This is a genomic window from Streptomyces aurantiacus JA 4570 (assembly GCF_000414115.1).
In the GTDB taxonomy this organism is placed as follows: Bacteria; Actinomycetota; Actinomycetes; order Streptomycetales; family Streptomycetaceae; genus Streptomyces; species Streptomyces aurantiacus_A.
Genome location: NZ_AOPZ01000506.1, coordinates 1 through 12,475 on the forward strand (window position 1 = coordinate 1; position 12,475 = coordinate 12,475).

Here is a 12,475-nt window from a genome sequence, read left to right on the forward strand (position 1 = left end):
CCCGCTGGGCCCGCCCCGTGCGCCTCGGGGCGGCCGCCGCGCTGGCCGCGTGCATGGTCGGCGGGGTCGCCGTCGCGGCCGGGACCGGGGTGATCCCCTCGCCGTTCCAGCGGAACGAACAGGGGCCCGCGACCAGCGCGTCCCCGGTGGCGACGCCGGAGCAGCCGCTCAGCACGCCCTCGGACGACACGGTCGACCCGCCGGACGAACTGCCCGACGACGACAGCTCCGTCCTGGAGGACGACACCACCAAGGCCCCCGAGACCAGCGCCCCGCCCGAGGGCACCGAGACCCCCGGCGGGGGCGGCGGTACCGGCGGTGGCGACGAGCCCGCCGACGAGCCGGGCACCGACCCGGGTACCGGCCCCGGCCCGGACGAGGGCCACAACCGCGGCGAGGCCCGGAAGAAGTGGTACAAGCGCATGGTCGCGCACTGCCAGGCGTACCGCAGCGGTGAGCTCCAGGGCGACAAGCGCCGCAGGCTGGAGGAGTTCGCCCGCGGCCCCGCGCGCGTGGACAAGTTCTGCGAGCGCGTCCTCGGCGGCGAGGACAGCGGCAAGGGCGGCGGCAAGGACAACCACGGCGGCGGCGACGGCGGCGGTGGCGACGACGGGGACGACGACAACGGCGGGCGGGGCCAACGGCGGCGGGGCCCACGGCCCCGGCGACGGACAGAGCGGCGGCGGCTCCGGAGGCCCCGGCGGCTCCGGCGGCCACGCCCCGCCCATCAAGCTGCCCGCCCCGTTCCCGCGCCCGTCGGCCTCGTACAGCGCGCAGCCGACCCTCTGACCCGCACGGCGTCACGGAAGTGTGACCCAGGCCGCACCGCCAGGGTGTGACGTTTTCTGAATCAGTGACGCAGTAATAAGTGAGCCGACTGGTCATCGGCTGCGCACGAGCCGGGGTTCCCCCCGTACCTACGGCTCCGTGCCAATGGCGCGGGCGGAATACGTTCCCCCGATTCCGCCCGCGCCCACATCCGCACCGGTGACTACCGGTAGATGACCACCCGGTCCCCGTTCTCGACCTGCTTGAACAGCTTCGCGATCGACTTCTTGTCGCGGACGTTCACGCAGCCGTGCGACGCGCCGTTGTAGCCCCTCGCGGCGAAGTCCGACGAGTAGTGCACGGCCTGGCCGCCGCTGAAGAACATGGCGTACGGCATCGGGGTGTCGTACAGCGTCGACACATGGTCGCGGTTCTTCCAGAACACCCGGAACTCGCCCTCGCGCGTCGGTGTGTACTCCGAGCCGAAGCGCACGTCGACCGTCGTCACGGCCTTGCCGTCGATCATCCAGGTCAGCGTGCGGCTCTCCTTGCTGATGCACATGACACGGCCGGTCAGACAGCGCCGGTCCGGCTCGGCGGGCGGCATGCCGCCGTCGGGGTACAGCTCGTGCCGCGTCGGCTCGCGCGTCATCGCGACAAGGCGGAGCCAGGTGCGGGTGTCGGTCGCACCGGTGCGGAGCAGCCCCCGCTTGCCCTGGAAGCCCTCGACGGCGGTCGCCGTGACAGGTCCGTACGTCCCCGTCGGGTGCTGCCCGAACCAGCCGATCTGCCGCAGCCGCGCCTGGAGTTCGCGCACCTTCTTGCCGTCCTGGCCACGGGCCAGGAGCGTCGGCCCGGGCTCGGGCGGGGGCGGCGGCGTGCTGACCCGCGGCCGCGGCCGGGGCGGCGGCGCGCTCGGCACCTTCGACGGGGGCAACTCCGCCCGGGAAACGGGCGACTTCATCCTCGGCAGCTCGGGAGTCGGCGAACTCCTGGGCGTGGGCGCCGACTTGGCGGCTCTGTCCGAAGAGGTGCGGGCGGGTGGCGACTTCTCGCCCTTCCCGCCCGCGCCGACGGCCTGCGCCGTGCACCCGCACGCCAGGGTCAGGGCCGCGACAGCCCCCGCCGCCGCGCGCCCCCTGGCTATCGCGCCCCTGCTCATCGCATCCCCCACGTCACTCCACTGGACATCACTCCCCGAAGTGTTTCCCATGAGCGAATGCTTGGGAAGCCTGCCCGGGCGCCGTCGCGCCGGGCCCGTCAGTGGTGCCAGGCGTGGCCGTCCACGTTGTAGATCATGCGCTGGAGCACCTTCAGGGCCCGTACGTAGTCGGCGTCGTCGATGCCCTCGTGGATCTCCTCCCGGGTGCGCTGCTGCAACGCCGCGACCCGCTGCCGCAACGCCGTGCCCGCCTCGGTGATGCGCAGCGGCCCGTCCTGCGTCTCCTGGGTGAGCAGCCCGCGGCCGATCAGGGCGTCGATGTCGTGGTGCAGCGGCCCCTCGCCGAACTCCAGGTAGCCGCGCAGGACTTCGACGACCTCCTTGCGGTCGCGGCCCGCCTCGTGGCCGGCGAGCTGGTTCAGGACCCACCACTGGGGCTGGGTGAGCCCGTTCTCCGCGAGCATCGTGCGGATGTGGTGGACGACGGCCTTGCCGGCCGCCGAACTCCAGTAGCCGATCGGCTGGTTGACCAGCTCGGCATCGCTGTGGGAGGGGCTGAAGGGCCCGCCCTTCGCGATCGTGTTCGCCTTCGAGTCCGTGCTTACGTTCGTGTTCGTGTCCGTGTTCGTCATGCGTACGAACGTAGGACCTCAAGTTTGGTTGAGGTCAACTCCACGGGCTCCGGGATCGGGGCTACCTCGCGCGGCCCCGGCGTACGGCGCGTGTGACGACCGGCGGCAGCAGGTCGGCGGCGATCCGGCGGGCGCGGGAGGAGGCGGCGGGGGGCCTGCGGGAGCCGGCCGCGGGGGACTGCGGGGCGGTGCGGGCGGCGGGCTCCGGGGCGCGGTGGTGTCGCGACGGGGGGAACGCGGGGGCCGGCATGCCCTTCTTGGACTTGACCCGGATGATCCGGTGCCCGGCGGCCTCCTGCACGCTCAGGTGGCAGTCGTCCCGCCCGCGGACCATGGCGAGCAGCTCCTCCTGCACGGGAGCCGGGTCGTCCCAGGTGCCGTACAGCTTCTGGGTGCTCAGGCAGATCGGCCTGAGGCCCCGGTTGAGCACCGCCTCCCAGGCCGCGATGGAGACGCCCGGCGTGTGCTCGGAGCGGAAGTCGTCGAGCACCACCACCCCCTCGGGCAGCAGGGCGTCCCTGGCCGCGCCGATGTCGCCGTACACGTGCTCGTACAGATGCGAGGCGTCGACGTGCACGAACCGGCAGGACTTCGGCGGCACTTCGTCGGGCACCAGCGAGCTCGGCCCGCGCAGGACGCGCGGCAACGCGTCGTGGAACGACAGGTAGTTCCGCTCGAAGACCTGCTTCGTCAGCGTCGGATAGGACTTGTTGGACTCCGCCTTGTTGGCGCCGTCCGGTGCCTCGTCCTCGAAAAGATCACAGACCGTGTAGTCCTCGCCGTCCCGCAGATGATGGCCGAGGAATATCGCACTCTTGCCCATATAGACGCCGATCTCCAGAAGATCGCCGCGCACTCCGCGGCTCTCCTGTCTGGTCAGAAACCAGTCGAACAGCACCTGGTCAAGATTCGGAAACCAGCCGGGAACGTCGCTGAGCTCTCGGGGAAGTGCGGAAGTGTCGTGCGCAGCAGGCATGAGGGATAACCACTCTCTTGTTGCGGACGCAAGTTCCCGAGGACGCTAGGAGATACCCCGGGCACGGTCAAGGCGCGTGCCGCAATGCTGCTTTTGGACATCCGCGGGACGGCCGAGAAGCCCCGGGGAGGTGAATTCCCCGTGAACGTGAGCGGGTTTTCACCTTACCCGCAGCCGTGGTGCGGGGCATTTCCGCGCCCCGCACCCCCGCGTCAGCCCAGGGCCGCCCGCTTGATCGACCGTGCCCGCCGCGCGACCTTCCGTACCGCCGCGTTCCGCGGGATGAAGGCGAGCTGCACCGGGATCCCGCCGGGCAGCGCGAGCGCGGTCAGCCGGCGCTTCTTGAAGTAGCGGAAGGTGCGGTCGTTCAGGTGGGCCGCGAGATAGCGCTCCGTGGCCGGGCGCAGGCTCGGGTAGATCTTGGGCTGCATGGCGAAGCCCACGGCCCGCACCAGGGCGGACAGCGCCGCCAGGTCCGGCTCGCGGCGGTCCCCGGTGACGGCCGCGCGGTCGCCGAGGTCGGGCAGCAGCGCGTCGACCAGGGTGACCGGGATGCGGTTGCTGTTCTCGTACGGCTTCAGGCGCTCCAGGAGCGTCTCCGTGCCGATGCGCGCCACCGGCAGATCGTAGAACGCCGAGGCGGTGAGCAGCGCCGTGGAGAAGCAGCCGACGACGAGGGCGGGCCGCATCCGCTGGTAGAGCACCTCGGCGAGGACCGGCGATTCCAGGACGGTCAGCTCGACGCCGAGCCGCTCGGCCTCCTGCTCCAACTGCCGCGACCAGCGCGCCGGGGCCGTCGGGTGCGGCTTGAACACCACCCGGGTGTGCCCGAGCGCGGCCGCGCCGCGCAGCATCCGCGCGTGCAGGTCCTCCTCTTCCTCGGCGGTGAGGATGTTCAGCGCGGAGAGGTACTGGCCGAGAAGGAGTGCAGGGCCTTCGACCTGGGGCAGCGCGTCCGGCGCGCCCGACTCGGCTGTGCTTTCAGGGCCGGCGGCGAGTTCGCCGAGGACCTTCAGGAAGATGTCGGTCGGTACGACCTCGGGCTCGACGCCGAACTCGGTGAGCAGCATCGGCTTGAGGCCGGGCACCAGGTCGAGGTGGAGCAGGCGGCGCACCCGGGTGCCGACCAGCGGGTCGATCTTGTTGCGGGTGGGGCCGTAGCTCATCAGGCCGTCGGCGTAGACGTCCACGGGCGCGCCCGTGAAGATCTGCGCGAGCGCGAGCGCCGGGTGGACCTGGATCGACTCCACAGCCAGCTCGACGTTGTCGTCGCCGAGGTCCCAGGCGAGCCGCAGATAGCGCTGCCACAGCGGCAGGTCGTCGCCGCGGGGCGACCAGGCGCCCGGGTGGAACGGCGAGATCGCCGCGTTCCAGGACAGCACGTCGTCGAAGCGGGAGCGCAGCCGCTCGAAGCCCGGCATCGTGTCGACGGACGGCGTGGTCTCCGGGGTCGCCGCGTTGTTGGCGATCAGCAGGACGCGCCGGTCGGCCGGGCCGAAGCGGTCGGCGTCCAGGGCGGCGGCCAGCGTGGCGACGCCGTACAGCGTGGACGCGAAGAAGATCTGCGTGGTGCGGCGGCGGGCGTCCGGGCGCGCGGCGGCGAGAGCGGCGGCGTGCGGGTCGCGCACGGGATCGCCCACGGCCTGGCCTGCGGGGCTCACGCGGCCACCTCCCCGGCGGCGACGGGACGCCGGCGCAGCCGGCGCAGCCGCGTCGCGCGCTGCATGTCCATGGAGTCCAGGGCCTCGTCGAGGACGCCCTGCGGCATGCGCTTGAGCGCGGCGGCGCTCAGCGACTTCAGTTTCCGGGCCACGGCCGGCTCGAACCTTTCGATGGATCCCAGATGGTGGGAAATGATCGCGCAGTACGTGCGCACGGCCTTCGGGAGCAGGATGTCCGCGTCGCGGTCCTCCGCCGTCTCCCGCACCACCTGGTCGAACGCCTTGATGAAGTCGAGCTGGCGGACGTCGCCGATCTGCGTCAGGGACGACGAGACGCCGCGCCGGTAGAACACACCGAGCAGCCCCAGGGCGGCGAACGACTTCGCCTCGCGGTGCAGCCGCCAGATCCACGGCCGGTCCTCGGCCGTCCGCAGCCCGTGCGTGAAGTGCAGAATTCCCTGGTCGAGCAGGCGGCGGTGGTACATGCCGGCCCAGGCGAAGGCGTAGTCCACGGACGTGGAGCGGTCGGCGGGCAGTATGACGTCGCGCGGGGACATCACCACGCCGCGCAGGCCGTGCGGCACCCGGTGCACACTGCGGGCGCGCGCCGTGCACTGCACATGGTCCGTGCGGACGAAGTCGCAGCCCAACTCCTCCATGGACGCGACCAGTTGCCCGTAATACCCGGGCGCGAGCCAGTCGTCGCCGTCGAGGAAGGTGATGTACTCGCCACGGGCCGCGTCCAGACCCGTGTTGCGGGCCGTGGCCAGGCCCCCGTTCTGTTCATGTCTGAGATGGACGGCGCCCGGGAGCTCGCGCGCGGCACGCTCCAGGATGTCCGGCGTCTCGTCCTTCGAACAGTCGTCGACGAGAATGAATTCGAAGTCGTCACGCGCGTTCGCGTGCAGGGACTTCAAGGTGTCGGGCGCGTATTGCTGCACGTTGTAGAACGGCACGATGACGGAGAGCTTAACCACGTGCGAGACGTTAGGTGTCGGCCCGGCATTCGTCTTGACCCAGGGTGGGATGTCAGGTGAACGAAGCGTGGCGGAATGGTTAACCGGGCACCCCGTCACCCATTTGGCGGGCCGCTTCGCCATTCGTCGGCACGCTGTTAACCGTTTGTTGCACCTGAGTTGGGCCATCAATCGGAATGCCTTCCTAGCGTCTGCGATGTGCCAGTAAGCAACAAGACGACGCGGGTCGCCGTGCTCGCCGACTCCGACACCCGATGGAAATGGGGCTCGCTCACCGCGAGCCGCCTCGCGGGGTCCACGGAGGCCGCAGAGGCCGCAGCGAACACGGTGCGGGCAGCGGACGGGCGGGACCGGGCGGGCCTCCACCTCGACGGATACCTGCTGCGCGGCCGGGCCACCCCCACGCCCCGCCAGCTCGAAGAGGTGGGTGTGCGCGCGGACAGCCTGCGCGAGGTCACCGCCATCGAGTTCCTGAAGGCGATCGAGGCCACCCGGCCGAACGGCCGGGACAGCGGCGACGACGACGCGTACGACATCATCGTCCTCGCGCTCGTCGGCGGCGCCGTCCAGGCCGTCCTGCACGGCCTCGCCCGCGTCTGGAACGGCCGCGCCCGCCGCCCGGTCGTCGTCACCGGTTATGTCGGCGTGGTCTACGAGAAGCTCGCCGACGGGCTGCTGCTCCGGCACGGCGCGGACGTCGTCCTCGCCAACTCCCGCCAGGACGCGGAGCGTTTCCGCGATGTGTACGAGGGCGTGGGCGCCGACGCGTCCGGTGTCGTGGAGGCCGCGCTGCCGTTCCTCGGCGGCGAGCCGTACGCCCCGCGCGAGCCGCACACGGTCGTCTTCGCCGCCCAGCCCTCCGTGCCGGAGAAGCGCGCCGACCGCAGCTACCTGCTGTCCCGCCTGGTCCAGCACGCCAGGCGGCACCCCGAGCGCGAGGTCCTGCTCAAGCTGCGCAGCAAGCCCGGCGAGCACACCACGCACATCGAGGAGCTGCCGTACCAGAAGCTGGTGCGCAGCGAGGAGGTGCCGCCCAACTTCCGCCTCGTCTACGGGCACATGGGCGAGGTGCTCGACCGCACCGACCTGCTCGTCACGGTCAGCTCGACCGCCGCGCTGGAAGCGCTGCACCGGCGCATCCCCACGGCCGTCCTCACCGACCTCGGGGTGCGCGAGGCGCTCGGCAACCACGCCTTCATCGGCTCCGGCTGCCTCGCCTCCTGGGACCAGCTCGACGCCGGGCACAGCCCGACCCCGGACCCCGAGTGGGTCGCGCGGCAGGGCGTCGCCGCCGACGGGGCGTACGAGACGGCCTTCGACGCGGCCCGCAAGCGCGTGGCGGAGCTGACCGAGCGGTCCCGCGACGGCTCCCTTGAGCCGATCCGGCCGTACTACACGCTGGTCACCGCCCCCGGCTATCTGCCCGGCATACTCGCCCGCCACCACCTCGGCCCGGACGCAGGCCCGCTGCCGGGCGCGCCCGCCGCGGACCGCGAGCCCGGCCCCGTCCGGCAGGCGGTCCGCAGCGCCGCCCGCGGCGCCTACCGCCACGGCGTGCAGCGCGTCGCGCCGGTCATCCGACGGATGGGCGAGCTGTGACGCCGCCGCAGGGTGCGGACGGGCGCCCCGTGATCCCGCCGCAGGCCGCAGCCGGAGCGGACCGGCTGAATCCCCCACTGCTCCCGCCGACAAGCCCCCCACCAGGCACCCCTGAAGGAGCCTCCATGTCCAAGCCCCACCCAGAGGGCGAACCGGTACGCCGCGTCCTCGCCGTCATCCCCGCGCGCGGCGGGTCCAAGGGGGTTCCCGCCAAGAACCTGGCGCCGGTCGGCGGCATCCCGCTGGTGGCCCGCGCGGTGCGCGCCTGCGTGGCCTCGCCGCAGGTCACCGACGTGGTCGTGTCCACCGACGACACGGTGATCGCCGAGACGGCCCGCGCCGCAGGCGCCGAGGTGGTGCTCCGCCCCGCCGCGATCGCCGGTGACACGGCGACCAGCGAGGCCGCGGTCCTGCACGCGCTGGACGGGTACGAGGAGCGGCACGGCGTCACGGTCGACGTGGTCCTGCTCGTCCAGTGCACCAGCCCCTTCATCACCCGCGAGGACGTCGACGGCGTGGTCGGGGCGATCACCCGGGGCGGCGCGGACAGCGCGCACACGGTCGCGCCCTTCCACGGCTTCATCTGGCGCGACGCGGGCGACGAGCCGCCCGCCATCGAGGAGGCCACCGCGGCCGAGGGCGGCGCGACCAAGGTCGTCACCGACACCGTCACCTCCGGCGGCTACGGCGTGAACCACGACAAGTCGTTCCGCCCGCGCCGCCAGGACCGCCCCCAGGACCTCCTGGAGACCGGCGCGGTGTACGGCATGGCCGCGACCGGCTTCCGCGAGCACAAGCACCGCTTCTTCGGCCACACCGAACTCGTACGCACCGATCCGGCGCGCGTGTTGGAGATCGACGACCCGCACGATCTCGCCCGCGCCCGCGCCCTCGCCCCGCTCTTCGACGCGGATCGCGACGGGGCGCTTCCGACCCGCGACGACATCGACGCGGTCGTACTCGACTTCGACGGCACCCAGACGGACGACCGGGTGCTGATCGATTCCGACGGACGGGAGTTCGTCACCGTGCACCGCGGTGACGGGCTCGGCATCGCGGCCCTGCGCAGGTCGGGCCTGAGGCTGCTGATCCTGTCCACGGAGAAGAACCCGGTCGTCGCCGCGCGCGGACGGAAGCTGAACATCCCCGTCCTGCACGGCATCGACCGCAAAGACCTCGCACTGAAGCAGTGGTGCGAGGAGCAGGGCATCGCTCCCGAGCGCGTGCTCTACGTCGGCAACGACGTCAATGACCTCCCGTGCTTCGGCCTTGTCGGCTGGCCCGTGGCGGTCGCGAGCGCCCACGACGTCGTGCGCGGCGCCGCACGCGCGGTCACCTCCGTACCCGGCGGTGACGGCGCGATCCGAGAGATCGCCGCCTGGATCCTCGGCCCCTCCCTCAACAGTTAAGGACAGTTCCTGCCATGAGCAACACGGCCTCCAACGACCGCCTGCGCACCCTCGGTTCGAAGACCGCAGGGCCCGGCCACCCGGTCTACATCACCGGCGAGATCGGCATCAACCACAACGGTGACCTGGAGAACGCCTTCGCGCTCATCGACGTGGCCGCCGACGCCGGCTGCGACGCGGTGAAGTTCCAGAAGCGCACCCCGGAGATCTGCACGCCGCGCGACCAGTGGGACATCGAGCGCGACACCCCCTGGGGCCGGATGACGTACATCGACTACCGCCACCGCGTGGAGTTCGGCGAGTCCGAGTACCAGGCCATCAGCGAGCACTGCGCCAAGCGCGGCATCGACTGGTTCGCGTCCCCGTGGGACACCGAGGCCGTCGCCTTCCTGGAGAAGTTCGACGTCCCCGCCCACAAGGTCGCCTCCGCGTCGCTGACGGACGACGAGCTGCTCCGCGCCCTGCGCGCCACGGGCCGCACGGTCATCCTGTCCACCGGGATGTCCACCCCGCGCCAGATCCGGCACGCGGTCGAGGTCCTCGGCTCGGACAACATCCTCCTCTGCCACGCCACGTCGACGTACCCGGCGAAGGCCGAGGAGCTGAACCTCCGCGTCATCAACACCCTCCAGGCCGAGTACCCGAACGTCCCGATCGGCTACTCCGGCCACGAGACGGGCCTGCAGACCACCCTCGCGGCGGTCGCCCTGGGCGCCACCTTCGTCGAGCGCCACATCACCCTGGACCGCGCGATGTGGGGCTCCGACCAGGCCGCCTCCGTCGAGCCGCAGGGCCTGTCCCGCCTCGTCCGCGACATCCGCACCATCGAGGCGTCCCTCGGTGACGGCGTCAAGAAGGTGTACGAGTCCGAGCTCGGCCCGATGAAGAAGCTCCGCCGCGTCGCGGGCGTCGTCGCCGAGACCGAGACGGGCGACCGTGAGCCGGTCGCCGTCTGACGCACCGTCAGACACGGTGGGCAGGTGCCGGACATGACGCCCGGCCCCTTCGACCTCACACCGGCGGGCAGCCCCCGCCGGACCGCCGGCGCCCCGGAGAACACCGGGGCGCCGGCTTCGGCGGCTTCACGGGTGGCCGCCGCACCGCTGTGCACGGGAGGACTCATGTCAGTACGAAGCGGTCGGCGCGCCGCCACGACCCGGCGCGGGACGCTGGCGTTCGTGGAGTCGCCGGTGCAGTTGCTCAATGTTCTGGAGTGGGCGTACACGACGGGGCGGGGCGGAGGCGCGGGCTCCGGAACCGTCGGCGGCGACCTCCCGCCGCACCTGGGCGGCGGTGACCTCCCGCCGGAGGAGCTGACCCTCGTCGTCCTCTCGCCCACCGACCCCATGACCCGCGGCCAGCTCCGCCGCATGGCCGAACTGGCGCGCGGTGAGGGCTTCCATGTGCGCTGGGAGGAGGCGCGCGGGGGTGCCTCCGCGCCCTTCCACACGATCGGCGGCCTCGCCGGACCGCTGCGCCGGGCCCGTCGGATAGTGATCGGCGACCCGTTCTCCCGCTACGTACAACTCCTGCTGACCATCACGCGCGCCCGCGACCTGGTGGTCGTGGACGACGGCACCGCCACGATGGAGTTCATCTCCCAACTGGCGCGCGGCGAACGCCTGGTGCGCTGGCACCGCCGCGGCGGCCGCCCCGGCCCGCGCGACGTCGTCTTCATGCCGGTGTCGTCGAAGGCACGCCGCCGTCTGACGCCGAGCCCGAGCGGCGACCGCCGGGTGGAGGTCTTCTCCTCCATGCCGATCGAGACGCCCCCGGACGGGGTGACCGTGACGGTCAACTCCTTCTCCTGGACCCGGGCCCGCTTCGGCCCGCCCCGCATCACCAAGGGCGCGGACCTGGTCGGCACGTCCCTGGTGGAGACGGGCGTGGTGGACCTGGACCGCTACATCGAGGCGGTGCAGGCACTGGCCCGCACGCACGGCGCGGCCCGCTACTTCGCGCACCGCCGCGAGAGCTCCGAGAAGCTGCACCGCCTGGCCGTCGACACCGGCCTCCAGGTCGTACGCCCCGACCTCCCCCTGGAACTCATCGCCCGCCGGGGCCCCATCGGTCGCACCATCCTCAGCTTCCCCTCCACCGTCGTCCACACCCTCCCCCTCGCCCTGGCCGGCACCGACGTCAAGGTCGCCGTCATGGACATCGACCCCACCTGGCTCACGGACTCGGCATCGCCCCGGGCCCAGGGCTTCCTCTCAGGGGTCACGGGAACGGCACGGGACGTACAGCGGCTGGCCTCCCAGGCGGCCCCGCCCCCGGAGGAATCCGGGGGCCTCGCGACCGCGGCGGGGGCGCCTTCTTCGCTGGGGCAGACGGCTCCGGCCTAGGGAACGGACACAGCGGGCTGACCTTCAGAGGCGGGGCGGGCGCTCAGGGCCAGGGCGTTCGTCGCTGTGAAGTACGGCTTGACGCGGGTCGGGCCGTGGGTGGGGTGGGGGAGGTCCCGGGACGGGCGGGTGTCGGGCTTCTTGCGTTCGACCAGGTCTCCGGCGATGCGGCCGACGGGGACCGGGGCGGCCGCGGGGGCCGGGAGCAGGCGCAGGTCCCAGAAGTCGGGGTCCTGGGTGGCGCGGCGGTGGGCCAGGGCCTCTTCGTAGGGGATCGTGAACTGGAATCGGGCGGCTGACACGAGGCGTACCGGCATCGCGAAGACGCGCGTGGGGTCGGGGTCCGTCGAGCGCAGGGACGCCGTGACCGTCGCGCCCTCGGGCGGGAGACGGGCGTCGCCCAGGAGCGTCGCCGTCACCGTGGCGGAGGTCTCGCTGATCAGGATGTGGTCCACCTCCGCGTGCGCGGGACGCAGCCAGGTGCGCAGGGCCAGATAGCCGTCGGCCGTGGTGTAGGGGATCCACGCGGACACGCCGCGCGCGTCGGTCAGGGGAGGCAGGGCCAGGAGGGCCGCCGTCTCCACCAGTTCGGCACGCAGCCGGTGGCGGTCGGCCGTGCCGCGCGGGACGACGTAACAGTCCCAGCGGCCCTCCGGGAGGGTGTGCCCCGCCGCGCGGTCGAGCGTGACGACGGTTTCCGCCGCGCGGGTGGGCGGTGGTACCGGGAGGGCGACCTCCCGGCGGGTGGGGTCCTTGCGGCGGCGGAGCACCAGGTTCAGAGGTGCGTCGGCCTGGGGGAGCGTCCCGTGGGTCAGGCTCATGGCCACGCCGCCGTCGGGGGTCACCCGGGCGCGGGCGGCGGGGGCGGGGCGCTGCGGGGTTTCGCCGGGGGACGGTGCCGGTGCGGGGCTCGCGGGGGCGGCGGGCCGGGGGCCGCCCAGGGCCG

9 protein-coding genes and 2 pseudogenes are annotated in these 12,475 nt (G+C 72.5%); 5 read left to right on the forward strand and 6 right to left on the reverse strand.

The window, feature by feature from the left end; translation table 11 throughout:
• Positions 1-839, forward strand: a pseudogene (locus tag STRAU_RS36325) (hypothetical protein); the annotation flags it as partial.
• Between the two features lie 152 nt (positions 840-991).
• Here the strand turns inward: STRAU_RS36325 and STRAU_RS36330 are convergent.
• The 5 genes from STRAU_RS36330 to STRAU_RS36350 all read right to left on the reverse strand — a co-directional run bounded on the left by STRAU_RS36330 (position 992) and on the right by STRAU_RS36350 (position 6,176).
• Positions 992-1,930, reverse strand: a complete 939-nt coding sequence (locus STRAU_RS36330) for a L,D-transpeptidase family protein (RefSeq protein WP_063890396.1) — start codon at positions 1,928-1,930, stop codon at positions 992-994.
• A gap of 98 nt (positions 1,931-2,028) precedes the next feature.
• Positions 2,029-2,562, reverse strand: a complete 534-nt coding sequence (locus STRAU_RS36335) for a MarR family winged helix-turn-helix transcriptional regulator (RefSeq protein ID WP_016645383.1) — start codon at positions 2,560-2,562, stop codon at positions 2,029-2,031.
• Between the two features lie 61 nt (positions 2,563-2,623).
• Positions 2,624-3,538, reverse strand: a complete 915-nt coding sequence (locus STRAU_RS36340) for a class I SAM-dependent methyltransferase (protein WP_037664270.1) — start codon at positions 3,536-3,538, stop codon at positions 2,624-2,626.
• Positions 3,539-3,750: 212 nt separating this feature from the next.
• The gene (locus tag STRAU_RS36345) at positions 3,751-5,166 is read right to left on the reverse strand and encodes a polysialyltransferase family glycosyltransferase (RefSeq protein ID WP_052029429.1); all 1,416 of its coding nucleotides are present in this window, start codon (positions 5,164-5,166) and stop codon (positions 3,751-3,753) included.
• 29 nt (positions 5,167-5,195) lie between these two features.
• Positions 5,196-6,176 carry a glycosyltransferase family 2 protein gene (locus tag STRAU_RS36350; protein ID WP_016645388.1) on the reverse strand — a complete coding sequence of 327 codons (981 nt, stop codon included), beginning with the start codon at positions 6,174-6,176 and terminating at the stop codon, positions 5,196-5,198.
• Between the two features lie 198 nt (positions 6,177-6,374).
• On the opposite strand from STRAU_RS36350, the gene STRAU_RS36355 reads away from it, so the two are divergent.
• The 4 genes from STRAU_RS36355 (at position 6,375) to STRAU_RS36370 (ending at position 11,529) form a co-directional block, all read left to right on the forward strand.
• Entirely contained in the window at positions 6,375-7,775 is a 1,401-nt protein-coding gene (locus STRAU_RS36355) for a DUF6716 putative glycosyltransferase (RefSeq protein WP_037664273.1), read from the forward strand.
• A gap of 125 nt (positions 7,776-7,900) precedes the next feature.
• On the forward strand, positions 7,901-9,184 hold the full coding sequence (locus tag STRAU_RS36360) for an N-acylneuraminate cytidylyltransferase (protein ID WP_016645389.1): 1,284 nt from the start codon (positions 7,901-7,903) through the stop codon (positions 9,182-9,184).
• 14 nt (positions 9,185-9,198) lie between these two features.
• Positions 9,199-10,140 (forward strand): N-acetylneuraminate synthase family protein, encoded by a 942-nt coding sequence (locus STRAU_RS36365; protein ID WP_016645390.1) that lies wholly within the window; start codon positions 9,199-9,201, stop codon positions 10,138-10,140.
• Positions 10,141-10,305: 165 nt separating this feature from the next.
• Positions 10,306-11,529, forward strand: coding sequence for a hypothetical protein (locus STRAU_RS36370; protein ID WP_259300093.1), 1,224 nt, complete (start codon positions 10,306-10,308; stop codon positions 11,527-11,529).
• On the opposite strand, the pseudogene STRAU_RS36375 reads toward STRAU_RS36370, so the two are convergent.
• Positions 11,526-12,475 (reverse strand): annotated as a pseudogene (locus tag STRAU_RS36375) (glycosyltransferase family 4 protein); the annotation flags it as partial. The gene STRAU_RS36370 and the pseudogene STRAU_RS36375 overlap by 4 nt on opposite strands.